The organism is Delftia sp. K82 (genome assembly GCF_002193035.1).
Taxonomy (GTDB): Bacteria; Pseudomonadota; Gammaproteobacteria; order Burkholderiales; family Burkholderiaceae_C; genus Comamonas; species Comamonas acidovorans.
The window spans coordinates 1,955,411-1,977,891 of the sequence record NZ_MYFL01000001.1 but is presented as its reverse complement, the minus strand read 5'-3'; the positions used below and the strand labels follow the sequence as shown (position 1 = coordinate 1,977,891).

Genomic DNA, 22,481 nt, shown 5'->3' with positions numbered 1-22,481 from the left:
ATGTGGTTCACGCGCGTCAGCCTGGCCAACCCTGTGTTCGCCACCATGCTCATGCTGGCCCTCATGGTGCTGGGTGTGTTTTCCTATCAGCGCCTCAAGGTGGACCAGTTCCCGAATGTGGACTTCCCCGTGGTCGTGGTCACGGTGGACTATCCAGGCGCCTCGCCCGAGATCGTGGAGTCCGAGGTCACCAAGAAGATCGAGGAAGGCGTCAACTCCATTGCCGGCATCAACGCGCTGACCTCGCGCAGCTATGAGAGCACCAGCGTCGTCATCATCGAATTCCAATTGCATGTCGATGGCCGCCGCGCTGCCGAAGACGTGCGCGAGAAGGTGGCCTCGGTGCGCCCCACCCTGCGCGACGAGGTCAAGGAGCCGCGCGTGCTGCGCTTCGATCCGGCCAGCTCGCCCATCTGGTCCGTGGCCGTGCTGCCCCAGGCCGATGCCGGCGCCAAGGCGCCCGATGCCGTCGCGCTGACCAGCTGGGCCGACCAGGTCCTCAAGAAACGGCTGGAGAACGTGCGCGGCGTGGGCGCCGTCAACCTGGTGGGCGCCACCCCGCGCGAGATCAACATCTACCTGCAGCCCGAGGCGCTGGAAGCCTATGCCATCACGCCCGACCAGATCGTGAACGCCGTGCGCAGCGAGAACCAGGACCTGCCGCTGGGCGCCATCCGCTCGCGCGAGCAGGAGCGCGTGGTGCAGATCGACGCACGCATGAAGCGCCCGCAGGACTTCGAGCGCATCATCGTCGCCCAGCGCGGCGGCGCGCCCGTGCGCCTGGGCCAGCTGGCGCGCGTGCAGGACGGCGCGGGCGAACTGGAAACCGTGGCCCTGTACAACAGCAGCCGCACCCTGCTGCTGTCCGTGCAGAAGGCCCAGGACGAGAACACCATCGAAGTCGTGGACGGCCTGAACGCCACGCTGCGCGAGATCGCCGCCGAGGTGCCGGCCGGCGTGCGGCTGGAGCCGATTGCCGACAGCGCCCGCCCCATCCGCGTGGCCGTCAACAACGTGCGCCAGACGCTGATCGAGGGCGCGGCACTGACGGTGCTCATCGTCTTCCTGTTCCTGAACTCCTGGCGCTCCACGGTGATCACGGGGCTGACGCTGCCCATTGCGCTGATCGGCACCTTTTTGTTCATGTACTGGTTCGGCTTCTCGATCAACATGATCACGCTGATGGCGCTGTCGCTGTGCGTGGGCCTGCTGATCGACGACGCCATCGTGGTGCGCGAGAACATCGTGCGCCACGTGCAGATGGGCAAGGACGCGCATGCCGCCGCGCTGGACGGCACGCAGGAGATCGGCCTGGCCGTGCTGGCCACCACGCTGTCCATCGTGGCGGTGTTCCTGCCCATTGGCTTCATGGGCGGCATCATCGGCAAGTTCTTCCACGAATTCGGCATCACCATCGTGGCGGCCGTGATGATCTCCATGTTCGTGAGCTTCACGCTGGACCCCATGCTCTCCAGCGTCTGGCATGACCCGACCATCCACGCCCATGGCGACAAGCGCGGCAACAGCCTCTACGACCGCACGCTGGGTCGGGTCACGGCCTGGTTCGAGCGCGCCACCGACTCGCTGTCCCACTTCTACCAGGACGTGCTGGGCTGGGCGCTGCGCCACAAGATCACCACGCTGGCGGCGGCGCTGGCCATCTTCGTGGCCAGCATCTTCCTGGTGCCGCTGCTGGGCACGGAATTCGTGCCCAAGGCCGATTTCTCGGAAACCACGGTGAGCTTCAACACGCCCGTGGGCTCATCCATCGAGGCCACGGAGGCCAAGGCCCGCCAGGTCGATGCCATCATCCGCGCCCTGCCCGAGGTCCGCTACACGCTGGCCACCATCAACACCGGCACGGCCCAGGGCAAGATATACGCCAGCATCTACATCCGCTTGCTGGACCGCCACCTGCGCCAGCGCAGCGGCGATGAACTCTCGGGCGTGCTGCGCGAGCAGCTGCAAAGCGTGCCCGGCATCACCGTCACCCATGTGGGCCAGCGCGAGCCCGTGGGCGGGCAAAAACAGGTCGAATTCTCGCTGCAGGGCCCGGACCTGGGCGAGCTGGAGCGCCTGAACCGCGTGGTGATGGAACGCCTGCGCGGCATTCCCGGACTGGTGGACCTGGACAGCAGCCTCAAGCCCGACAAGCCCGTGATCGACATCACCGTGCGGCGCGATGCGGCCGCCGACCTGGGCCTGTCGGTAGGCTCCATGGCAGCGGCGCTGCGCACCTGGGTGGCCGGCCAGACCGTGGGCAACTGGCGCGCCAGCGACGACCAGACCTATGACGTCAAGGTGCGCCTGGCGCCGGAGTCGCGCAGCACGCCCCAGGACCTGGAGCGGCTGCCCTTCGCCCTGCCCTCCACCTCGGGCGACGGCGGCATGCGCATCGTGCGGCTGAACCAGGTGGCCACCGTCACGCCCGCCACCGGCCCCAGCCAGATCAACCGCCGCGACATGACGCGCGAGGTCGCCTTCAGCGGCAACGTCTACCTGCGCTCCAGCGGCGAAGTCTCGGCCGACATCCGCAATGCCCTGGCCGACATCGCCCTGCCGCCCGGCTATCGCACGCAGTTCAGCGGCGCCACCAAGAGCATGAACGAATCGTTCGGCTATGCGGTGTCCGCCCTGGCGCTGGCCATCATCTTCATCTACATGATCCTGGCCAGCCAGTTCAAGAGCTTCCTGCAGCCGCTGGCGCTGATGACCTCGCTGCCGCTGACGCTGATCGGCGTGGTGCTGGCGCTGATGATGTTCGGCTCGGCCCTGTCCATGTTCTCCATCATCGGCGTGGTCATGCTCATGGGACTGGTCACCAAGAACGCCATCTTGCTGGTGGACTTCGCCATCCGTGCGCGCGGGCCGCACAGCGACCCGGACACCGGCCAGATCCGCGACGGCCTGCCGCGCGAGCAGGCCCTGCTGCTGGCGGCGCGCGTGCGGCTGCGCCCCATCCTGATGACCACGCTGGCCATGATCTTCGGCATGGTGCCGCTGGCCTTCGCACTCAGCGAAGGCTCCGAGCAGCGCGCGCCCATGGGCCAGTCGGTGATCGGCGGCGTGGTCACCTCGTCGCTGCTGACCCTGGTGGTCGTGCCCGTGGTCTATTGCTACCTTGACGACTTCTCCCAGTGGCTGCGGCGCCTGTGGAACGGCAACCAGCACGACGCGGCACCCGGCCAAGGCGCCGCCAGCGCGCCCACCCCGCCGCGAGACTCGTAGAATCAAAGGTTTGTCCTGACAAGTCTTTCTCCGGAGATACCCCATGAGCCTGCCCCTGAACAGCCTGCCCGAACACCACAGCGCCCAAGCGCACGCGCGCTACAACATGATCGAGCAACAGATCCGCCCCTGGAACGTGCTTGATGAAGAAGTGCTGGCGCTGCTGGGCAAGGTGCACCGCGAGAATTTCGTGCCGCCCGAGCATGCCGGCCTGGCCTTCATGGACCTGGAAATCCCCCTGGTCGCCCCGACCGAGGAAGCCGCCGCCAAGGGCTGGTGCATGCTGGCCCCGCGCATCGAGTCCCGCATGCTGCAGGACCTGAAGATCAAGCCCACCGACCGCGTGCTGGAAATCGGCGCCGGCTCGGGCTACATGGCCGCCCTGCTGGCCGCCCAGGCCAAGGAAGTCGTGACACTGGAAATCGTCCCCGAGCTGGCCGAGATGGCCCGCGAGAACCTGCTGGGCGCCGGCATCACCAATGCCGAGGTCAAGCTGGCCGATGGCGCCACGGCAGCGGCCGCTCTGGGCCAGTTCGACGCCATCGTGCTCAGCGGCTCGGTCGCCCAGGTGCCCCAGTCCCTGCTGGCCCAGCTCAACGATGGCGGCCGCCTGGCAGCCATAGTCGGCCAACTGCCCATGATGCGTTTCACGCTGGTGCAAAAGAACGGCCACCAGTTCGAAACCAGCCAGCCCTGGGACGTGGTGACCGCACGCCTGGCCAACTTCGAAGAGCCTTCGCGCTTCACGTTCTGAAATCCGCCACGGCGGCCCGGGTCCAGAGGATTTCGGCCGCTGCGGCAACTCCACTCCATTCCGCAAGGATCTTTCCGATGCTTCCCCAAGTGCCTCCCGCGCAACTCAACGATTGGCTGAACCAGCACTCCAGCGGCTCCGATGCCCTGCCCCTGGTGCTGGACGTGCGCGAGCCCTGGGAAGTGGCCCAGGCCAGCGTACGCCCCGAGGGCTTCGAGCTGCGCTGCATCCCCATGGGCGAGATTCCCTCGCGCCTGCAGGAACTCGATCCGGATCACCCCACAGCCTGCCTGTGCCATCACGGCGCACGCAGCATGCATGTCGCTGCCTTCCTGATGAACAACGGCTTCGAGACCGTGGCCAATATCAGCGGAGGCATCGATGCCTGGTCGCGCGAGCGCGACCCAGGCGTGCCGCGCTACTGAGCGGCAACACGCAAAAGAAACCCGGGACACGGCGGTACACCAGCCGTCCCCGGTGCTTCGTGACGACTGTGTTTTGATTCGAGGACCTCTATGCCCCTGCTTCGGCCCCTTGCCCCTGTCGCTTCCGCCCTGACCCGCCCATACGCCTGGCCCCTGCGCCACATGGCCTTGCTGCTGTGCGCGGCGGGCATGGGCTCGGCCCTGGCACAGGCTCCTGCCCCAGCCGTCCTTGCGCCCGCCCCTGCGGCCCCGCAGTCTGCCCTGCCCTCTCTGACAGCCTCTGCGGCCTCGGGCCAGAACCTGTCCGAACTGGTGGCCAAGGCCCGCGGCTACGACGCCCAGTGGCAGGCCCAGCAGGCCGACGCCCAGGCCGCCGCCAGCCGCGCCGAGCAGGCACGCTCGGGCCTGTTGCCCAGCGTGGGTCTGCAGGCCGGTGCCAACACCTCGCATGTGGAAGTCAGCGTGCTGCCGGGGAGCTTTCGCTCGCCCCAGCAGAACCTGCAGCTCAGCGCCCAGCAGCCGCTGTACCGCCCGGCCAACAAGATCGCCTACGACCAGGGCCAGCGCGGCGTGGACGTGGCGCGCGCCCAGTTGGACAGCGGCGAGCAGAACCTGCTGGTTCGCGTGGCCCAGGCCTACTTCGATGTCCTCGGCGCCCAGGACAGCCTGGCCGTGGTCAAGGCACAGAAGGCAGCCATCGCACAGCAGCTGGAATTTGCCAAGCGCAACTTCGAGGTCGGCACGGCCACCATCACCGACTCGCGCGAAGCCCAGGCCCGGTTCGACCTGGCCGGTGCCCAGGAAATCGCCGCCGAGAACGATCTGCGCGTCAAGCGCCTGGTGCTGGACCAGATCGTTGGTGCCGTGGGCACCGTGCCCCGCCCCCTGGCCCAGCCGCTGCAGTTGCCGGCCCTGATGCCCTCCGACGCCCAGGCCTGGGTGGACACCGCACTGCAAGGCCAGCCCCAGCTGCGCCAGGCCCGCCTGGCGCTGGACATCGCCCAGCTGGAAACGAAGAAAGCCGAGGCCGGTCACAAGCCCACCGTGGACCTGCAGGCCGGCTACGTGGTCAACCGCTATCCCAATGGCTCGGTCACACCGCAGATCGGCACCAGCTACCGCACCAATGCCGCCAGCGTGGGCGTGGTCATGAATCTGCCCCTGTTCGCCGGCTTTGCCGTGCAAAACCGCATCAAGGAAACCCTGGCGCTGGAAGACAAGGCGCGCGCACAGCTGGACGACGCCCAGCGCAACGTGGAGCAGAGCACGCGCACGGCCTTCTTCGGCGTGCAGTCGGGCCAGGCACAGGTCAAGGCACTGGAGGCCGCGCTGGCGTCCAGCCAAAGCGCGCTGGACGCCAACAAGCTCGGCTACGAGGTCGGCGTGCGCATCAACATCGACGTGCTCAACGCGCAAAGCCAGCTCTACCAGACCCAGCGCGACCTGGCCCTGGCGCGCTACCAGGTGCTGCTGGGCCAGCTCAAGCTGCGCCAGGCCGCCGGCACGCTCAGCGACGACGACCTGCGCGCCATCGATGCGCTGACGCTCCGCGCGCCAGCCCCTTGAATCCCTGAAGCGCCCGCACGGCCGGCAGTGCCCCAGGCTGATGCCCGGCCGCCGCGGGCCGCGCGCCTGGCGCCGCAGCCCTGTGCTCTGGCAAAGCCGAGGCACGCAAACCCGCCACGACCAGCATCCAGGCAGCCAGCGCGCACAGCACCGCGAGACGGCTCAGCAAGGAACAGCGGGAGAGTCTTGGCATGCGCGCCTTGCATTCGTGGGAGTTGTCGAGAGAGCCACTGTGGCAAACCAGCCTGAAGACCTGCCCCGGCTTTCCTGAAGGGATGCTGAAGCGCATCGTCCCCGCCTTGACCGATACTCGCGGCAGCCCTCCCGCAGGCGCCGGTCCGCGGCATGGGAGCGGCACAGGAAACACACGATGAGACTGCTGCTGGTGGAGGACGATCTGGATCTGGGCAATGGCGTGCGCATCGCATTGGGCGATCACGCCATGGACGTGGTCTGGGTGCGCCGCCTGTCCGATGCGCTGCGCACGCTGGAGCAGCAAAGCTTCGAGATGGTGCTGCTGGACCTGGGCCTGCCCGATGGCGACGGCATCAGCCTGCTCACGCGCCTGCGCCGCGAATGGCGCCGCCTGCCCGTGCTGATCCTGAGCGCACGCGACAGCCTGCACGACCGGCTGCACGGCCTGGACAGCGGCGCCGATGACTATCTGGTCAAGCCCTTTGCCCTGGCCGAACTGGTGTCACGCGTGCGCGCCCTGGCACGCCGCAGCTATGGGCAGGGCGACGGCACGCTGCATCTGCGCGGCCTGTCGCTGCACGAGCCCACGCGCCGTGTCAGCGTTGCAGGCCAGAACGTCGAGCTGTCCCGCTGCGAATTCGACCTGCTGGCCCTGCTGCTGCGGCGCATGGACCGCGTGGTCACACGCAGCGGCATCGAGGAGGAAGTCATCCCGGGCGGCAGCGCCAACGGCAGCAATGCCCTGGAAGTGCATGTCTCCAACCTGCGCCGCAAGATCGGGCCGGGCTTCATACGCACGGTGCGCGGCATTGGCTATGTCATCGACTCGCAGCCGATGGCACCCCTGTCCTGACCATGACATCGCATACCCTGCAGGGGCACCAGGCCAGCCCGAGATGGCGCCGCTGGCTGCGGCCCACACTGGGCCGGCGGATGCTGCTGGCCCAGATGGGCGTGCTCACCGCGATCTGGACCGCGTTGCTGGTGGCAGCCATCTACATGGCCCACTTCCACAATGAACTGCTGGTCAGCAAGCCTGTCTACGAACTTGTCATGGCAGTGGCCGAGGACCTGGCCGACCTTCCGGACCGCCAGCAGCACAGTCTGGCCGCGCTGGACACGGCCCTGCGCCATGAGTACGGCGACGGAGACGACGACATCCGCTTCACGCCCACGCTGCTGGTCTGGCAGCGCGGCCAGCTCCTGTACCGCTCGCCCACGCCGGCACCCACGCTGCGCAACCGCGTGCTGGACACGGTCGAGGACATAGATTTCGAAGGGCAGACCTGGCGCATGAGCACGCTGCGCTCGGCCTCGGGCCAGACCGAAGTCACGCTGATGCTGCCGTCCTTCAAGGAACTGCTGATCACCCTTAACACCCGCAGCTACTACCTGCTGCCGCTGCTGATCAGCCTGCCCTTCCTGGCCTTTCCTGCCTGGTGGTCGGTACGCGCGGCGCTGCGCCCGCTGCGCCGCGTGGGCGACGAGCTGGCCACGCGCGGCCCCGACGACCTCAGCGCGCTCACCTATGCGCCGCCACACGCCGAGCTGCGGCCGCTGGTGCAGGACATCAACGCCCTGCTGGCCCGCGTGCGCTCCAGCAGCGAGCGCGAGCGCAACCTCATCGCCGATGCGGCCCACGAACTGCGCACGCCGCTGGCAGCCATGCACGTCAACGTCGAGGCCCTGCTGCGCCTTGGCAGCGAGCCGCGCCAGCAGGAACTCATGGACAGCCTGCTGCGCAGCAACCAGCGCGCCAGCCGCATGGTGGCCCAGCTGCTGCAACTCATGCGCAGCGAGACCGAGGCGCCCGGCATGGCCATGCAGCCGCTGCGCCTGGACCTGCTGCTGGAAGACCGGCTCGCCGCACTCGATGCCCTGGCCTGCCGCCGCCCGGTGGAACTGGCCCTGGACGCCAGCGAGCCACTGAGCGTGATGGGCGAACGCGAAGGCCTGGTCTCGCTGATCGACAACCTGGTGGACAACGCCATCAAATACAGCCCCGCGCACGCCACCATCAGCGTGCGCCTGCAGCGCCAGGGCGACCAGGCCGTGCTCCAGGTGCGCGACCGTGGCCCGGGCATCGCCGAGGCCTGGCGCCAGCGTGTCTTCGACCGCTTCTTCCGCGTACCCGACCAGAGCCAGAGCGGCAGCGGCCTGGGCCTGGCCATCGCCAGGACCGTGACCGAGCGGCACGGCGGCAGCATCGAGCTGCTCAGTGCGGAGGATGGAGGGCTGCTGGCGAGTGTCAGCCTGCCCGTGCTGCAGGAGGCCGGCTGATCCGGCCTGCGGATACCGCCGGCCTAAAACCTAGTGCTCAGTGCAACGGTTGGGACTGCAACAGCCCGGCCACTGCCTGCGCCGTGGCCTGTGCGGCCCCCCGGTGCTGGTCCAGGAAGCCGCGCGCCTGGGCCACGGCACGGGCGTGGGACTGGCGGTGCCCGGCCAGGTCCACGGCCAGGCGCAGCCCGTGCTCCATGTCGGGCGCCCGCAGCGCGGCACCGGCTTCGCAGGCCAGGTCCGAGGCTTCGCTGAAGTTGAAGGTATGCGGCCCCAGCACCACGGGGCAGTCGCAGGCCAGGGCCTCGATGAGGTTCTGGCCGCCCAGCGGCGCAAAGCTGCCGCCCATGAGCGTGGCGTCGGCCAGGCCGTAGTACAGGGCCATCTCGCCCAGCGAATCACCCAGCCAGATGTCGATGTCATCCGCCGCAGCCCCGCAGGGCGGGCCACCCACCCACTGGCTGCGGCGCGAGACATGCAGGCCGCCGCCAGCCAGCAGCGCCGCCACTTCGTCAAAGCGCTGCGGATGGCGCGGCACGACCAGCCATTGCACGGCCCGGCCTGCCGGCCCCAGCGTGCGCAGGGCGGACAGCAGCATGGCCTCCTCGCCCTCGCGGCTGCTGGCCAACAGCACCACAGGGCGGGACAGGCCGGACTTCCATTGCCGAGCGCGCTCCAGCAGAGCAGCGTCCGGACGCGCATCGAATTTCAGGTTGCCGAGCACGCCGCGCACGGGCGCACCCAGCAGGCGCAGGCGCCGGGCATCGTCCTCGGTCTGCGCCCAGGCGGCGGCCAGGGCGGCATAGGTGGGCCGCGCCAGCGGCGCCACGCGCAGCGCCTGGCCCAGCGATTTGTCGCTGAGTCGCGCATTGGCCAGCGCCAGCGGCACGCCCTCTTCGCGGCAGATGGCGACCAGGTTGGGCCAGACCTCCGTTTCCATGAGCACGCCGACCGCGGGCCGGAATTGCTGCACGAAGCGGCGCACGGCCGCTGGGGTATCCCAGGGCTGCCAGACCTGCAGGTCGCCGGGCTGCAGCAGCCGGCGGCCTTCGGTGCGGCCTGTGGCCGTGCCATGGGTCAGCAGCAGGCGCATGCCGGGCACGCGCTCGCGCAGCGCGGTCAGCAAGATGGCGGCAGCGCGCGTCTCACCCAGCGATACGGCATGAATCCAGATCCACCGGCCGCGTCCGTCCTGCCCCAGCGTGGCCGGCTGGTAGCGCCCAAAGCGTTCGGGAATGTGCTCGGCATAGACGGGCTCGGCCTCGGCGCGGCGCAGCAGCTTGCGGCGCAGCAGCGGCTGCGCCGCCCAGGTCACGGCGCTGTACAGCGCGCGCGCCCAGGACGTGGGAGAGCGTGAAGTCATCGCCTGGCGCGCAAATCAGTGCGCGGCGCCACCAACCTGCGCGCCGGGCTTGACGCGCTCCAGCAGCGCCAGCATCTGCGCCTCGATGCGCGACAGCGCCTCCTGGGTCTGGCCCTCGAAGCGCAGCACCAGCACGGGCGTGGTGTTGCTGGCGCGGATCAGGCCGAAGCCGTCGGCCCAGTCCACGCGCAGGCCGTCAATGGTGCTGACCTGGGCCGGTGCGGCAAAGGTCTCGGCGGCCAGGGCCTGCAGTTCGGCGGCCAGGCGATGGGGCTCGCCCTCGGCGCAGGCCACATTCAGTTCAGGGGTGGAAAAGCTGGTGGGCAGCGCGTTGAGCAAGGCGCTGGGGTCGGCCTCGCGGCTGACGATCTCCAGCAGGCGGCAGCCCGCGTAGGTGCCGTCATCGAAGCCATACCAGCGCTCCTTGAAGAAGATGTGGCCGCTCATCTCGCCGCCCAGCGGCGCGTCCAGTTCCTTCATGCGGGCCTTGACCAGGGAGTGCCCGGTCTTGAACATCACGGGCTCGCCCCCTGCCTCGCGGATGGCGGGCGCCAGGCGCTGCGTGCATTTCACGTCGTAGACGATGCTGCCGCCCGGCACGCGCGAGAGCACGTCCTTGGCAAACAGCATCATCTGGCGGTCGGGGAAGATGTTCTGGCCGTCCTTGGTGACGATGCCCAGGCGGTCGCCGTCACCGTCGAAGGCCAGGCCCAGTTCGGCGTCCGAGGTGCGCAGCGCCTCGATCACGTCGCGCAGGTTCTCGGGCTTGCTGGGGTCGGGATGGTGGTTGGGGAATTCACCGTCCACTTCGGAGAACAGCTCGATCACCTCGCAGCCCAGGGCGCGGAAGATGCCGGGCGCCGAGGCCCCGGCCACGCCGTTGCCGCAGTCCACCACGATCTTGATGGGGCGCGCCAGCTTCACGTCGCCCACGATGCGCGCCTGGTAGTCGGCCTGCACATCGGCGCGGCGCACGCTGCCGGTACCCGTCAGGGTCCAGTCGTCGCTCTCGACACGGCGGCGCAGCGCCTGGATTTCCTCGCCGTAGATGGCGCGGCCGGCCAGCACCATCTTGAAGCCGTTGTAGTCCTTGGGGTTGTGGCTGCCCGTGACCTGGATGCCCGAGCGCGCCAGTGTGCTGGCCGCGTAGTACAGCATGGGCGTGGTGGCCAGGCCGATGTCGATCACCTCGATGCCGACCTCGGTCAGGCCGGCGATCAGCGCCGCGGACAGCGAGGGTCCCGACAGGCGGCCATCGCGTCCCACGGCCACCACGGTCTCGCCGGCCGCCAGGGCCGCCATGCCGAAGGCGCGGCCGACGCCAAGCGCGACCTCCTCGTTGAGCGTGGACGGCACGATGCCGCGGATGTCATAGGCTTTGAAGATGGAAGATGCGACCTGCACGTCGAAAACGCTTTCTCGTCGGTTGAAAACAGGGCGCCGCAGCCCGGAATCTGGCCCGGCTGCGGCCCAAGCCGCGATTGTAGGCGCGGCAGGCTTGTAGGCGCGGCAGGCAGGGGCGCCGGCGCGCATCACCCCGGCTGAAAGCGGTTGCGGCGCGCGCCCTGCCTCACAGCTGCTGCTGCACCTGGGCCAGCGCCGCCGGGTCTTCCATGGTGCTGAGGTCGCCCGGGTCGCGCCCCTCGGCCACGGCCTGCATGGCGCGGCGCAGCAGCTTGCCGCTGCGCGTCTTGGGCAGCGCACTGACGAAGACCACGCGCGAGGGCCGGGCCACGGCGCCCAGCCGCGCATCGACCAGCTTCATCACATCGGCCTGCAGCGCCGTGCGCTCGGCCTCGCCCTCCAGCGCCGTCCGGGGCACGGCAAAGGCCAGCGCCACCTGGCCCTTGAGCGTATCGGCCACGCCGACCACGGCGACTTCGGCCACCTGGGGGTGGGCGGAGATGCATTCCTCGATCTCGCGCGTGCCCAGGCGGTGGCCGGCCACGTTGATCACGTCGTCCGTGCGGCCCAGGATGAAGAAGTAGCCGTCCTCGTCGCGAATGCCCCAGTCGAAGGTGCTGTAGACCATGCGGCCCGGAATGCTCTTCCAATAGGTATTGACGAAGCGCTGATCGTCACGCCAGACGGTCTGCATGCAGCCCGGCGGCAGCGGTCCTTCGATGGCCAGCACGCCCTTTTGCCCGGCGCCGAGCAGTTCCTCGCCCGTGGCCTCGTCGATCAGTTTCACGTCATAGCCATAGACGGCCTTGCCGGGGCTGCCGAAGCGCGTAGTCTGCTGCTCCACGCCGTTGCACAGCGTGAGGATGGGCCAGCCGGTCTCGGTCTGCCAGTAGTTGTCGATGATGGGCTTGCCCAGGGCCTGGCTGATCCACTGCGCCGTGGGCTCGTCCAGCGGCTCGCCGGCCAGCCACAGCGCCTTGAGGCTGGAGATATCGTGGCGGTGCAGGTACTCGGCATCGTGCTTCTTGAGCACGCGGATGGCCGTGGGCGCCGAGAACATGTGGGTGACCCGGTACTTCTCCACGATGCTCCACCAGATGCCCGCGTCGGGGCGTATGGGCAGGCCCTCGTAGAGCACGGTGGCCATGCCTGCGATCAGCGGCGCATAGATGATGTAGCTGTGGCCCACGACCCAGCCGATGTCGCTGGTGCAGAAAAAAGTCTGCCCTGCCTCGGCCCCGAAGATCAGCGGCATGCTGGCGGCCAGCGCCACCGTGTAGCCGCCCGTATCGCGCTGCACGCCCTTGGGGCGCCCCGTGGTGCCGCTGGTGTAGAGCGTGTAGCTGGGGTCGGTGGATTCCACCCAGGTGCAGGGGACCTGGGCGTCGGCGTGCAGCGCACGCAGGCTGGCCCAGTCGTGGTCACGCCCGGCGCGCATGGGCGCAGGCGCCAGGCCACGGTCCACGATGAGCACGGCCGCTGGCTTGTGGCTGGCCAGTTGCAGGGCCTCGTCCAGCAAGGGCTTGTAGGCCACGACGCGCCCGCCGCGCGAGCCCGCGTCGGCACTGATGATGACCTTGGGCTCGGCATCGTCGATGCGCGAGGCCAGCGCCGCGGAGGCAAAGCCGCCGAACACCACCGAATGGATGGCACCCAGCCGCGCGCAGGCCAGCATGGCAAAGGCCGCCTCGGCAATCATGGGCATGTAGATCTGGACGCGGTCGCCCTTTTGCACACCCAGCGACTGCAGCACGGCGGCCATGCGCTGCACCTCGGCATGCAGTTCGCGGTAGGTGTAGACCTTTTCCGTGCCGGTCTCGGTGGAGATGGCGATCAGCGCGTTCTGGTCGGGGCGCTCGGCCAGGTGCCGGTCCACGGCGTTGTGGCAGAGATTGGTCTGCCCCCCGACAAACCACCGTGCAAACGGCGGATTGTCGTAGTCGCAGATGCGCTGGGGAGGCACATGCCAGTCGATGCGGCGGGCCTGCTCGGCCCAGAAGGCATCGCGCTCCTCGATGGAGCGGCGGTGGAAATCGTCGAAACGCGGGGCCATTGTCTGTCTCCTGTCGTTGTCATGGATTGGCGGCTTCTGAATTCATAATTATTCATAATGCGCTTGCCAAAAGCTGACAACTCCGCGCTGCGCGGGCAGACAGGCCCCTTCAAACTCAGAAGCTGTAGCGCAGGCCGACCGAGATCTCGCTGGAACTCAGCTTGGCGCGCATCTGCTCATCCTGCAGGCCACGGACATTGGTGAAGTTGTTGGCGCCGCTGTGGGTCTTGCCCATGCCCACATAGCGGTAGCCCAGGTCGATGCTGACCTTTTGAATCGGCGAGTAGCTGATGCCAAAGCCCAGCGCATAGGCCAGATTGTTCTGGGAATCGCTGAAGTACTGGCGATTCGGATTGCCTTGCCAGCCGCTGGACTGCAGGTGGGCCAGGCCCAGGCCCGCCGTGCCGTACACGGAGAACTGCGCGTTCAGGGGGAAATCCTTGTACGCATTGATCATCAGGCGCTGAGAACGGATGCTGTGGTGATTGAAGCTCGTGGGAAAGCGCGTGGAGCCGCTGGTGAATTCGTTGCTCCTGGGCAGGGTGTATTCCGCTTCCAGGCGCCAGTCCGACGGGAGCTGATAGCCCAGGGCCAGAGAGCCGCCTGTAGCGCGGCGGCTGTCGTCGCCAGGCACGAACTGCCCCAGGCCGGGGCGGGCGCTGGAGTCCATGTCGTGGGCCTTGTAGTTGGCGGAGTTGATGCGGACGGCGCCATAGAAATGGTCGGCAGCCAAAGCGCTGCCCGAGGCGGTCAGGATCAGGGCGGTGAAGGTCAGAACGTGCTTCATACAGTCTCTCTTGGGGGAATGCCGCCACTGTAGAAAAACGCCCTGCCCGCGCCTATTCGGCCGGCTACGCACGCAGCTCCGTAGAACTACGCGGTGCAGCGGCAGCCCGCCTCCCGAGAACAGACAGGTCACCATGAAAAAAGGCGCTCCAAAGAGCGCCCCAAGACGGCGGAACCAGGAACCTGTGCCTTACTTGACCAGAGCGAGCAGCTCCTTGAAGGCCGGATGCTCGCAGCTGCGCAGCCACTCGAAGGCCACCATCTCCGTGGTCACCAGCTCGGCACCAGCGCCGGCCAGGCGGTCGAAGGCGGCATCGCGGTTGCGCTCGGTGCGCGAGCTGCAGGCGTCGGTGACGACCCAGACATCGAACTCATCTTCCAGCAGCTCCAGCGCCGTCTGCAGCAGGCAGACATGGGCTTCACAGCCGGCAATCACCACCATGCTGCGCTCGGGCGCCTGCTGCTGGGGCTTTTGCAGGTGCTTGGGCAGGCTGCGTGCATTGCCGCCCTGGGGCCGGGCAGGAGGACGCAGCCACTCGCCCAGGCCCTCGGCCACGGCGCTGAAATGCATCTTGGACAGGGTCCGGTCGCACAGCGCGCGCAGTTCGGCGTCGTTGGCGCCCAGGCGCGAGGGGTTCTGCTCGGTGCCGAAGACCGGCACGTCCACCAGCTGCGCCAGACGCGCCAGCTTCACGGCATTGGCCAGAACTGCCGGTCCCTCGAAGATGGCCGGCATCAGGCGCTCCTGGTAATCGACGAGTACGAGCTGGGAGTCGGTGGCTTCAAGCAGCATGGCGGATCTTTCTTGGGAATATGGGGCGGCGCGGGCCGCCCTTCTTATAGAGGACAAAAGGGAAAGCTTTCCATTGTCGCAGCTTGCGTGCGCTCCCTGCCGCGCAGCCCGGATTCCTGAGGTAACTCAAAAACCCAGGCTTTCGGGGGTCTTATCGAATTTGTCCTACGTTTTTGCGTGGTAATCTCGCGCCCCATGTCCCGATGGCTTATTGCACTCCTGTTTGTCAGCGTCACGGCACACGCGGCTCCGCCCGAAATGCGTGACGACGATATGAACCAGCTGCTGGTCAACCGCAGCCTCATCTCGCAGCTGCGCGAAGCCCGCCACCACATGGCGGAACGCACTTCCGACTTCGTCAAGGAAGCACGACAAAGCGTCGCCGAAAAGACCTCCGATCTTGTCGTGACCGCCATGGGCTTCATCGGCGTTCCCTACCGCCGCGGCGGCAACAGTGCCGAGACCGGCTTCGACTGCAGCGGCTTCGTCCGCGCCATCTACTCCGAAACCCTGGGCAAGGTCCTGCCGCGCCGCGCTGACCAGCAGGCGCAGGCCACGGAAAAAATCGACAAGAACGAACTCAAGCCCGGTGATCTGGTGTTCTTCAACACCATGCGCCGCACCTTCAGCCATGTCGGCATCTATGTCGGCGACGGCAACTTCATCCATGCACCGCGCACCGGTGCACAGGTTCGCGTGGAAAGCATGCAAAGCGCGTACTGGGCTCGCCGCTTCGATGGCGCCCGCCGCGTGCAGGACGCCGACGGCCTGGGCCTTGACGCCAGCAAGGCCGCTCTGGCCCTGCAGATGCAGGCAAGCCAGCTGCAGTGATCGCAGCGTCTTTTGCGCAATCCACAAACGCCTGCACATGCAGGCGTTTTGTTTTTCAGGGCCCTGCTCTGGCTTCGTCCCAGGTTGAGATGCTGTCCGACAGGGCCACCCGGTGCCGGGCCCTAGAGTCGCGGCATGGAAGCTTCAGTTCGGAGAAAAGCATGATGTCCTTGATTGGTACCCTCATCGTTGGCCTGGTCGTTGGCTTGCTGGCGCGGGCACTCAAACCCGGCGATGACAGCCTTGGCTGGATCATGACCATGCTGCTCGGCGTGGCAGGATCGTTTCTTGCCAGCTACGTCGGTGTCGCCATGGGCTGGTACGAGGCCGGGCAGCCCGCCGGGTGGATCGCCTCCATCGTGGGCGCCATCGTCATCCTCTTCATCTACAGTCTGGTGCGCAGCAAGAGCGCACGCTGACCACCCTGCGCGCCAGCCGCATCCGCCGGCTGGCGCATTTTCTTGATCGACATCTGCCCCGTCTTCACTGGCACGCATGATCTTTCGCACATCGGACAAAACCCCTCCCCCTCCACCACCGCGCCAAGATGTGGCGCAAGCGGCCGAGAGCGCGCGCAAGTTGCTGCACCGGCGTGCGCTGGTCGGCGCAGCAGCCAGCAGCCTGCCCATTCCGGGCCTGGACTGGCTGGTGGATGCGGCTCTGCTGGCGCGACTGCTGCCACGCATCAACCGCGAATTCGGCCTCACTCCCGAACAGTTGGACAAGCTGGAACCCGGCAAGCGCGAGCAGGTGCAAAAGGCCGTGGCCATGGTGGGCTCGGTGCTGATCGGCAAGCTGATCACGCGCGACATGGTGGTGCGCCTGGCGCGCGCGGCCGGCATGCGCATGACGGCCACGCAGGCCGCCAAGTACGTGCCGCTGGCAGGCCAGGCCGCAGCGGCAGCGCTGGGCTATGCCACGCTGCGCTATCTGGGCGAGCGCCATATCCAGGACTGCATTCGTGTGGTCGAGCATGCAGAACTCGACATTCCCTCGCGGCTGGATCGCACGGCGCGCAAGGTCGAGCAGACAGGTCAGCAATTGGAAAAGGCCAACAAGGCCGACAAGGCTGGCAAGGCCGACAGGACAGACAAGGACGGGCGCGAGGCCGAGCCCGCTCCCGAGCCTTCCGGCAAGCGCCCGCGCTTCTGGCGCCAGCCCGATCGCGGCCCCTGGGGCCGCTCCCAGTAGACGGCTATCAGCCCAGGTCCGACGCCTGGTGGCGCTCGGGCACCTGGGTGGCTTCATCTCCCCAGGTACGATTCACGCGGCGGCCGCGCAGCACGGCCGGCCTTTGGGCAATCTCCCTGGCCCAGCGCATGACATGCGTGTATTCATGGGCTGACAGGAACTCGGCCGCGCCATACACCTCGTTGAGCACCAGGGCCCCATACCAGGGCCAGATGGCGATATCGGCAATGCTGTAGTTGACCCCTGCAATGAACGGGTGCAGGGCCAGCTGGCGATCGAGCACATCGAGCTGGCGCTTGGTCTCCATGGTGAAGCGGTTGATGGGGTACTCGAACTTCTCGGGCGCATAGGCATAGAAATGTCCGAAACCGCCGCCAAGGTAAGGTGCCGACCCCATCTGCCAGAACAGCCAGTTCAGCGTCTCGGTGCGCGCAGCGGGCTCGGCAGGCAGCAGCGCACCAAACTTCTCGGCCAGGTACAGCAGGATGGAGCCTGACTCGAACACGCGCACCGGCGGCTCGACGCTGCGGTCCACCAGCGCCGGGATCTTGGAATTGGGATTGACCTCGACAAAGCCGCTGGAGAACTGGTCGCCTTCGCCGATGCGGATCAGCCACGCGTCGTACTCCGCGCCGGCATGGCCAAGCGCCAGCAGCTCCTCCAGCATGATGGTGACCTTCACGCCGTTGGGCGTAGCCAGCGAATACAGCTGCAGCGGCTGCTGCCCCACCGGCAATGCCTTGTCATGGGTGGGACCGGCGACCGGGCGGTTGATGTTGGCAAACGTGCCGCCCGAAGGCGCTGGCTGCCATACGGCAGGCGGGACATAGGTGGAGCTGTCGGTCATGCAGGGTTCCTGTGGTTCGCGGGCTGGGGAGAGGTGCCCGGCTGAAGGCGATTGTCCCGTCACCGGCGCGCTCTTGCCGGCGTGCGCGGAACGCCGCCACGGCGCCCGGGGATTTGCCACAATCGCGGCATGACTGCCGCCCCCACCTCCGCCCGCCAGTTCTGGCTCATGAAGAACGAGCCCGACGAATTCTCCATAGACCACGCGCTGGCCGCGCCGCAGGCCACCATCGCCTGGGACGGTGTGCGCAACTACCAGGCGCGCAACTTCATGCGCGATGCCATGCAGGTGGGCGATGGGGTGCTGTATTGGCACTCCAGTTGCGCCGAGCCCGGCATCTACGGCATCGCCCGCATTGCAGGCAACCTGCGCGTGGATGCCTCGCAGTTCGACCCGAGCAGCCCGTACTACGACCCCAAGTCCTCGCCCGACAAGCCACGCTGGCTCACGCTGGACGTACAGGCGCTGCGCAAGACACGCACGCTGCAGATGGCCGAGCTGCGCGAGCATCCCGAGCTTGCCGGCATGCGTGTACTGCAAAAGGGCAACCGTCTGTCGATCACGCCGGTCACGCCCGAGGAATGGGCCTTCATCGAAGGCCTGCTCCAACCCGCCTGAGCTGCCGACCCGCCCCGCCCCGTCGCGGGCTGCTTTCTTACAAGCAAGAAGCTTCTCTCCTGCACGCCGAACCTGGCCCGGCCGCTATGCTTTTGGGCATTTGCGAACCTGGATTTCGCATGCTGGAGGGAGAATCTTCGTGCGTTGGCGAAAAGCAAAAGCAAAAACACCCCCTGGAACTCCCAAGAGCGGCATGGCCGCTGCGCCCGGCCGCCTGCGGCTGGCGCTGCGCGACGCCATCGCCGCCTCCCTGGGTGCGATGCTGGCCTGGGAGCTGTCCCACTACCTGCTCGGCCACCCCAAACCCGTCTTTGCCGCCGTCACCGCCCTGGTCTGCCTGGCGCCCGGACTGCCCAGCCACCTCAAGCAGACCTGGGGCCTGGTGCTGGGCTGCGCCATCGGCATCATCGTCGGCGAATTGGCCTGGCTGCTGCCCGACACCATTCCGCTGCTGCGGCTGAGTCTGGCCTCGCTGGTCGCCCTGTCTCTGGCCGCCATGCTCGGGCAGCCGCCGGTCGTCCCGATACAGGCGGGCGTCTCCGTCGTGCTGGTGCTGAGCATGGGGCCGAGCGCCGCGGGCGAGACGCGGCTGGTTGATGTACTGGTGGGCGCCGGTGTCGGCCTGATGTTCAGCCAGGTGATCTTCACGGCCAATCCGCTGCGCGCCGTGTCGCGCTCGGCAAGCGCCTTGCTGGGCCAGCTGGCCGAGGGGCTGGAAGCCACCCTGCGCGCCACCGCCACCCACGACACGCCCGATGCCACCGTCGCGCTGGGCCAGCTCACGCGCAGCAGCGATGCGCTGAGCGCACTGCGCACAGCCATGGTGGAGGCGCAAAGCGCCAGCCGCTGGTCCCTGCGCGGCCGCCTGGGGGGCGCGGGGCTGCAGACCATCACCGGGCGCTATGACCGCCACGCCGTGCGCCTGTATGCCAGCGCGCTGCTGCTGGGCGAAAGTCTGGTGCGCGGCATGTCGCATGACAGTGGCCTCATGCCGCGCGCCATCGTGCTGCACTGTGAATGGCTGGTCGATGCCTGCCGCCAGCTGTCCGCCAACGGCAACGTGGTGGCCCTGCAGCCCGATGACGCCTTGGCCCAACTGGCCGCATCCGCACCCCAGGCACCCGCCCAGCCGGTGCCCCAGGCCTGGCTGCCCGCGCTGGACCATGCGCAGCAGATGGAAGAAGCCCTGAAGGCGTTGATAGGCTCGCGCGACGCGTGATTCAGACTGCAGCGCGCCCGCGCGGCGCTGCACCCGCACCGCTGATGCGCCCGATCGCGCCAGCCAGCCACCAGCCGATGGCGCACATGGCCGCCGTCACCACCCAGGTCCACTGCCATCCGCCCGCCTGCACGGCCACAGCCGCCACCAGGGGCGGGCCTGCAAACTGCCCCACGCTGGACCATTGCTGCATGAAACCCACCGTGGTCGATACCGTGGACTCATCGGGGGCCAGCCGCACCGCCATGGAAAACAGCATGCCCGGAATCAGCCCGCCCGCCGCCGAAAACAGCACCACCGCCACAAAGCGCAGCCACAAGGGCGCCAGCGGTTGCCCCTGCCATTGCAGATAGGCCAGCAGCGCACACGCCGCCATGCAGCCAAAGCCCAGACGCAAGGCGCGCGTAGCGCTCCAGCCGCCTTGGAGCAAACGGCCCGAGGCCACATTGCCCACCATGTTGGCCAGCGCCACCACGGCCGTCAGCGTGCCCGACAATGCGGCGCCCAGGCCAGCCTCGGCATAGACCGTGGGGAGAAAGCCGATGACGGCCATCCACTGCCCTGAATACACCGCAAAGGCCACAGCCACGCACCAGGGTCCGGGGCTGCGCAGGGTCGACGCCAGGCGAGGACGCCAGCCACCGCCCGCCACCGACGCGCCAAGGGGCACCGGCCTGTCTGCCGGCACGCCACACCAGACGGCGGCCCATGCGAATGCCGAGATCAGCCCCAACAGCAACCACCATGCGGGCCAGGATGCCCAGGCCATCACCCACGGCCCCAGCAGCAAGCCGATGGCACTGCCCAACGGCATATAGGTGCCCCACCAGCCCATGCGCGCGCTCAGATCGCTTGGCGCCACGCAGCGCCGGATCAGACCCGGCCCCGGCATGGCCACCAGCAAAAAGCCCAGCCCCTCCACGGCACGCAAGGCCAGCAGCGCTGCAAACCCCGTAGCGGTCGCGCCCAGGGCGCTGGCACCCGCCATCAGCAGCAGGCCTGCCAGCATGCTGCGCCGCAGCCCCCAGCGGTCTGCACCCAGACCCACCACCAGGCCCAGCACCATGCCGGCCACCTGCACGGTGGAAAGCAGAAAGCCGGCCTGCAGCAGGGACAGGCCCAATTGCTGCTGCAGCACGGGCACAGCCGGCGGCAGCTTGCCTACATGCAGAGCCGCGCTGACGCCGGCCGCCACGACGATCCATGAGGGATGCACCCCCTGCTTCGTTGTTTTCACTGGATGCTGTCTCCTGGGGGCACATGCCATGCGCCCTGTAGCTGATGTGTGAAGTATCGAAAGCATAGGCCAAGCGGCGCCTGCAAACAGCACTCTTCTTAACCGCCGACCCGTCTGTATGGAGGCACACTGAAGGCCTGGATCAACTCCCGAGGCCTTGCGCATGCGCTCATCACTAGATTTCAGCTCCTGGTCTTCGCTGCTGTCCACGGTGTTGGGCCTGCTGCTGGTCACCTGCCTGATGATGGGCATTCGCCTGCTGTTCATGCAGACCGTGCAAAAGCGGCGCGAGCGTGAGAACCGCCAGATCAATGAACGCCTGAAGTCGCTTATCGCCGCCTACAAGACGCTGGGCGGCTCTTTCACGGGCACGCTGCATGTGAATCCCCTGCACCTGCGCGATCTGCGCAGGCCCGCCGCCGACGATGCCGATGCACCACCAGCTTTTGGCAGTGAGCGCCAACGGCGCATTCGCGATGCGGTTGAAGCCGCGCTGTCCGATGTCATCTTGCTCGGGACGCAAGATCAGGTGCGCATGGCCGCCCAGGCGGCCCAGGACATGGTGGCAGGCAAGCCTGTCGAGACTGCGGCACTCGTCACTTCGCTGCGCGCCTTCATCCGCGAAGCGCTGGATCTGGAGCCGATCCCCGACAGCCTGCGCGTTCCCAACCAGGGCCCCACGCGTCCGGGCGGCACGGCGGGCGGGGCGCGCAAAGGTGGCGCGGAATCCGGCGCTTCGAGCAAGGGCGGTGGTGGCGCAGGAATGGGCGCCGCAGGCATGGGCGGCCTGGGCATGGGAGCAGGCCTTGGCGCCGGCGTTCACCATGGAGACGATGGCACGCCCCCACCATGAACACCTGCCGTGCAGGGTTGGACCGCAAGCCACTGGGACGCCGGCCCGCTTGCCGGGCGAACATGACACTCGCCAGAAACAGCCAAGCCTGCGAGGTACCAGATGGCACCCCGCAGGCCTCGCATGCCGGGCAGCAGCCGCCTGCTTGCCCGTCCTCCCCCACCAATTCCTGTCAGACCATCACCACGTCACAGCCGCAGCTTGGCCGTTGCCAGCAGCAAACCAAACCCTACCAACATGCCGCCAAAGGCCCTGTCTATCCAATGCCGCACGGCCAGCAACCGCGCACGCACCCGCTGGGCGGAAAAGCACAGCGCCACGATGCAGAACCACGCGACATGGGCCAGCGAGATGAATCCGCCATATGCCAACTGCGTGGCCAGCGGCGTGTCCTGTCCCACGATCTGCAGGAACAGGCTGACCACGAACACCGTGGTCTTGGGATTGAGCGCATTCGTCAGAAAGCCCGTGCGCAGTGCCGCCATGTCGGAGAGCGCGGCCACGGGCTGGCTGGGCAAATCGCCCTCCGGGCGGCTGCGCAGCATGGTCACGCCCAGATAGATCAGATAGGCTGCACCCAGCAGCTTGACCACGTCGAACAACCAGGTGGACTGCTGCATGAGCAGTCCGACCCCGAGCAAGGTATAGCCGACATGGACCAGCACCCCCAGGCCAATGCCCAGCGCCGTGAGCATGCCCGCGCGGCGCGAGCGCAGCAGGCTGTTGCGTGTGACCATGGCGAAATCCGCCCCTGGGCTGATGACGGCCAGCAAGGTAATGGTGACTACAGCTATCCATTCGGTCATCGGTTATCCATTCGATTCAATGCAACGCGCCG

20 protein-coding genes are annotated in these 22,481 nt (G+C 67.7%); 12 read left to right on the top strand and 8 right to left on the bottom strand.

Translation table 11 applies throughout. The annotated features are described in order from the left end of the window. The 6 genes from KDK82_RS08620 to KDK82_RS08595 all read left to right on the top strand — a co-directional run bounded on the left by KDK82_RS08620 (window position 1) and on the right by KDK82_RS08595 (window position 8,448). A complete protein-coding gene (locus tag KDK82_RS08620; RefSeq protein ID WP_088164561.1) occupies window positions 1–3,228 on the top strand; it encodes an efflux RND transporter permease subunit in 3,228 nt (1,075 codons plus the stop codon). 43 nt (window positions 3,229–3,271) lie between these two features. Then, window positions 3,272–3,982, top strand: a complete 711-nt coding sequence (locus tag KDK82_RS08615; protein ID WP_034394154.1) for a protein-L-isoaspartate O-methyltransferase — start codon at window positions 3,272–3,274, stop codon at window positions 3,980–3,982. A gap of 77 nt (window positions 3,983–4,059) precedes the next feature. After that, window positions 4,060–4,407 carry a rhodanese-like domain-containing protein gene (locus tag KDK82_RS08610; protein WP_012205782.1) on the top strand — a complete coding sequence of 116 codons (348 nt, stop codon included), beginning with the start codon at window positions 4,060–4,062 and terminating at the stop codon, window positions 4,405–4,407. Window positions 4,408–4,497: 90 nt separating this feature from the next. Further along, on the top strand, window positions 4,498–5,973 hold the full coding sequence (locus tag KDK82_RS08605; RefSeq protein ID WP_088164560.1) for a TolC family outer membrane protein: 1,476 nt from the start codon (window positions 4,498–4,500) through the stop codon (window positions 5,971–5,973). A gap of 370 nt (window positions 5,974–6,343) precedes the next feature. Beyond that, entirely contained in the window at window positions 6,344–7,021 is a 678-nt protein-coding gene (locus tag KDK82_RS08600) for a response regulator (RefSeq protein WP_013802240.1), read from the top strand. Window positions 7,022–7,023: 2 nt separating this feature from the next. Continuing rightward, on the top strand, window positions 7,024–8,448 hold the full coding sequence (locus KDK82_RS08595) for a cell wall metabolism sensor histidine kinase WalK (protein WP_088164559.1): 1,425 nt from the start codon (window positions 7,024–7,026) through the stop codon (window positions 8,446–8,448). Window positions 8,449–8,485: 37 nt separating this feature from the next. On the opposite strand, the gene KDK82_RS08590 is transcribed toward KDK82_RS08595, so the two are convergent. From KDK82_RS08590 to KDK82_RS08570, 5 genes are all read right to left on the bottom strand, one after another. Continuing rightward, window positions 8,486–9,811 (bottom strand): 3-deoxy-D-manno-octulosonic acid transferase, encoded by a 1,326-nt coding sequence (locus KDK82_RS08590; protein ID WP_088164558.1) that lies wholly within the window; start codon window positions 9,809–9,811, stop codon window positions 8,486–8,488. 15 nt (window positions 9,812–9,826) lie between these two features. Next, entirely contained in the window at window positions 9,827–11,215 is a 1,389-nt protein-coding gene (locus tag KDK82_RS08585) for a phosphomannomutase/phosphoglucomutase (RefSeq protein ID WP_065346582.1), read from the bottom strand. Window positions 11,216–11,381: 166 nt separating this feature from the next. Then, window positions 11,382–13,268, bottom strand: a complete 1,887-nt coding sequence (locus KDK82_RS08580) for a propionate--CoA ligase (protein WP_088164557.1) — start codon at window positions 13,266–13,268, stop codon at window positions 11,382–11,384. Window positions 13,269–13,383: 115 nt separating this feature from the next. Then, window positions 13,384–14,055 (bottom strand): outer membrane protein, encoded by a 672-nt coding sequence (locus KDK82_RS08575; protein ID WP_034394167.1) that lies wholly within the window; start codon window positions 14,053–14,055, stop codon window positions 13,384–13,386. Between the two features lie 189 nt (window positions 14,056–14,244). After that, window positions 14,245–14,847 carry an isochorismatase family protein gene (locus KDK82_RS08570; RefSeq protein ID WP_063325974.1) on the bottom strand — a complete coding sequence of 201 codons (603 nt, stop codon included), beginning with the start codon at window positions 14,845–14,847 and terminating at the stop codon, window positions 14,245–14,247. A 195-nt stretch (window positions 14,848–15,042) separates the two neighbouring features. Between KDK82_RS08570 and KDK82_RS08565 the strand changes: the two genes are divergently transcribed. From KDK82_RS08565 to KDK82_RS08555, 3 genes are all read left to right on the top strand, one after another. Continuing rightward, on the top strand, window positions 15,043–15,678 hold the full coding sequence (locus tag KDK82_RS08565; protein ID WP_012205793.1) for a C40 family peptidase: 636 nt from the start codon (window positions 15,043–15,045) through the stop codon (window positions 15,676–15,678). A 161-nt stretch (window positions 15,679–15,839) separates the two neighbouring features. Continuing rightward, entirely contained in the window at window positions 15,840–16,097 is a 258-nt protein-coding gene (locus KDK82_RS08560; RefSeq protein WP_088165469.1) for a GlsB/YeaQ/YmgE family stress response membrane protein, read from the top strand. 76 nt (window positions 16,098–16,173) lie between these two features. Next, a complete protein-coding gene (locus tag KDK82_RS08555) occupies window positions 16,174–16,869 on the top strand; it encodes a hypothetical protein (RefSeq protein ID WP_088164556.1) in 696 nt (231 codons plus the stop codon). Between the two features lie 7 nt (window positions 16,870–16,876). Here the strand turns inward: KDK82_RS08555 and yghU are convergent, their stop codons facing one another. Then, a complete protein-coding gene (yghU, locus tag KDK82_RS08550) occupies window positions 16,877–17,716 on the bottom strand; it encodes a glutathione-dependent disulfide-bond oxidoreductase (RefSeq protein WP_088164555.1) in 840 nt (279 codons plus the stop codon). 129 nt (window positions 17,717–17,845) lie between these two features. Here yghU and KDK82_RS08545 point away from each other — a divergent pair, with 129 nt between their 5' ends. Together KDK82_RS08545 and KDK82_RS08540 are read left to right on the top strand one after the other, a co-directional pair. Beyond that, window positions 17,846–18,334, top strand: a complete 489-nt coding sequence (locus KDK82_RS08545) for an EVE domain-containing protein (RefSeq protein ID WP_088164554.1) — start codon at window positions 17,846–17,848, stop codon at window positions 18,332–18,334. A gap of 193 nt (window positions 18,335–18,527) precedes the next feature. After that, the gene (locus KDK82_RS08540) at window positions 18,528–19,553 is read left to right on the top strand and encodes an aromatic acid exporter family protein (RefSeq protein ID WP_088164553.1); all 1,026 of its coding nucleotides are present in this window, start codon (window positions 18,528–18,530) and stop codon (window positions 19,551–19,553) included. 1 nt (window position 19,554) lies between these two features. Here KDK82_RS08540 and KDK82_RS08535 read toward each other — a convergent pair whose 3' ends face one another. Further along, the gene (locus KDK82_RS08535) at window positions 19,555–20,820 is read right to left on the bottom strand and encodes a CynX/NimT family MFS transporter (RefSeq protein ID WP_179217867.1); all 1,266 of its coding nucleotides are present in this window, start codon (window positions 20,818–20,820) and stop codon (window positions 19,555–19,557) included. Window positions 20,821–20,953: 133 nt separating this feature from the next. Between KDK82_RS08535 and KDK82_RS08530 the strand changes: the two genes are divergently transcribed. Beyond that, the gene (locus tag KDK82_RS08530; RefSeq protein ID WP_088164551.1) at window positions 20,954–21,643 is read left to right on the top strand and encodes a hypothetical protein; all 690 of its coding nucleotides are present in this window, start codon (window positions 20,954–20,956) and stop codon (window positions 21,641–21,643) included. Between the two features lie 188 nt (window positions 21,644–21,831). On the opposite strand, the gene KDK82_RS08525 is transcribed toward KDK82_RS08530, so the two are convergent. Further along, entirely contained in the window at window positions 21,832–22,449 is a 618-nt protein-coding gene (locus tag KDK82_RS08525; RefSeq protein ID WP_088164550.1) for a LysE family translocator, read from the bottom strand. Window positions 22,450–22,481: the final 32 nt, after the last annotated feature.

Excerpts from the sequence above, each read along its gene's own strand:
- KDK82_RS08530 (WP_088164551.1), top strand. The coding sequence starts at position 20,954 with ATGCGCTCATCACTAGATTTCAGCTCCTGGTCTTCGCTGCTGTCCACG.
- KDK82_RS08555 (WP_088164556.1), top strand. The coding sequence starts at position 16,174 with ATGATCTTTCGCACATCGGACAAAACCCCTCCCCCTCCACCACCGCGC.
- KDK82_RS08525 (WP_088164550.1), bottom strand. The coding sequence starts at position 22,449 with ATGACCGAATGGATAGCTGTAGTCACCATTACCTTGCTGGCCGTCATC.
- KDK82_RS08535 (WP_179217867.1), bottom strand. The coding sequence starts at position 20,820 with ATGGCATGTGCCCCCAGGAGACAGCATCCAGTGAAAACAACGAAGCAG.
- yghU (WP_088164555.1), bottom strand. The coding sequence starts at position 17,716 with ATGACCGACAGCTCCACCTATGTCCCGCCTGCCGTATGGCAGCCAGCG.
- KDK82_RS08560 (WP_088165469.1), top strand. The coding sequence starts at position 15,840 with ATGATGTCCTTGATTGGTACCCTCATCGTTGGCCTGGTCGTTGGCTTG.
- KDK82_RS08605 (WP_088164560.1), top strand. The coding sequence starts at position 4,498 with ATGCCCCTGCTTCGGCCCCTTGCCCCTGTCGCTTCCGCCCTGACCCGC.
- KDK82_RS08590 (WP_088164558.1), bottom strand. The coding sequence starts at position 9,811 with ATGACTTCACGCTCTCCCACGTCCTGGGCGCGCGCGCTGTACAGCGCC.
- KDK82_RS08540 (WP_088164553.1), top strand. The coding sequence starts at position 18,528 with ATGGCCGCTGCGCCCGGCCGCCTGCGGCTGGCGCTGCGCGACGCCATC.
- KDK82_RS08620 (WP_088164561.1), top strand. The coding sequence starts at position 1 with ATGTGGTTCACGCGCGTCAGCCTGGCCAACCCTGTGTTCGCCACCATG.
- KDK82_RS08615 (WP_034394154.1), top strand. The coding sequence starts at position 3,272 with ATGAGCCTGCCCCTGAACAGCCTGCCCGAACACCACAGCGCCCAAGCG.
- KDK82_RS08570 (WP_063325974.1), bottom strand. The coding sequence starts at position 14,847 with ATGCTGCTTGAAGCCACCGACTCCCAGCTCGTACTCGTCGATTACCAG.
- KDK82_RS08600 (WP_013802240.1), top strand. The coding sequence starts at position 6,344 with ATGAGACTGCTGCTGGTGGAGGACGATCTGGATCTGGGCAATGGCGTG.
- KDK82_RS08595 (WP_088164559.1), top strand. The coding sequence starts at position 7,024 with ATGACATCGCATACCCTGCAGGGGCACCAGGCCAGCCCGAGATGGCGC.
- KDK82_RS08565 (WP_012205793.1), top strand. The coding sequence starts at position 15,043 with ATGTCCCGATGGCTTATTGCACTCCTGTTTGTCAGCGTCACGGCACAC.
- KDK82_RS08610 (WP_012205782.1), top strand. The coding sequence starts at position 4,060 with ATGCTTCCCCAAGTGCCTCCCGCGCAACTCAACGATTGGCTGAACCAG.
- KDK82_RS08575 (WP_034394167.1), bottom strand. The coding sequence starts at position 14,055 with ATGAAGCACGTTCTGACCTTCACCGCCCTGATCCTGACCGCCTCGGGC.
- KDK82_RS08580 (WP_088164557.1), bottom strand. The coding sequence starts at position 13,268 with ATGGCCCCGCGTTTCGACGATTTCCACCGCCGCTCCATCGAGGAGCGC.
- KDK82_RS08545 (WP_088164554.1), top strand. The coding sequence starts at position 17,846 with ATGACTGCCGCCCCCACCTCCGCCCGCCAGTTCTGGCTCATGAAGAAC.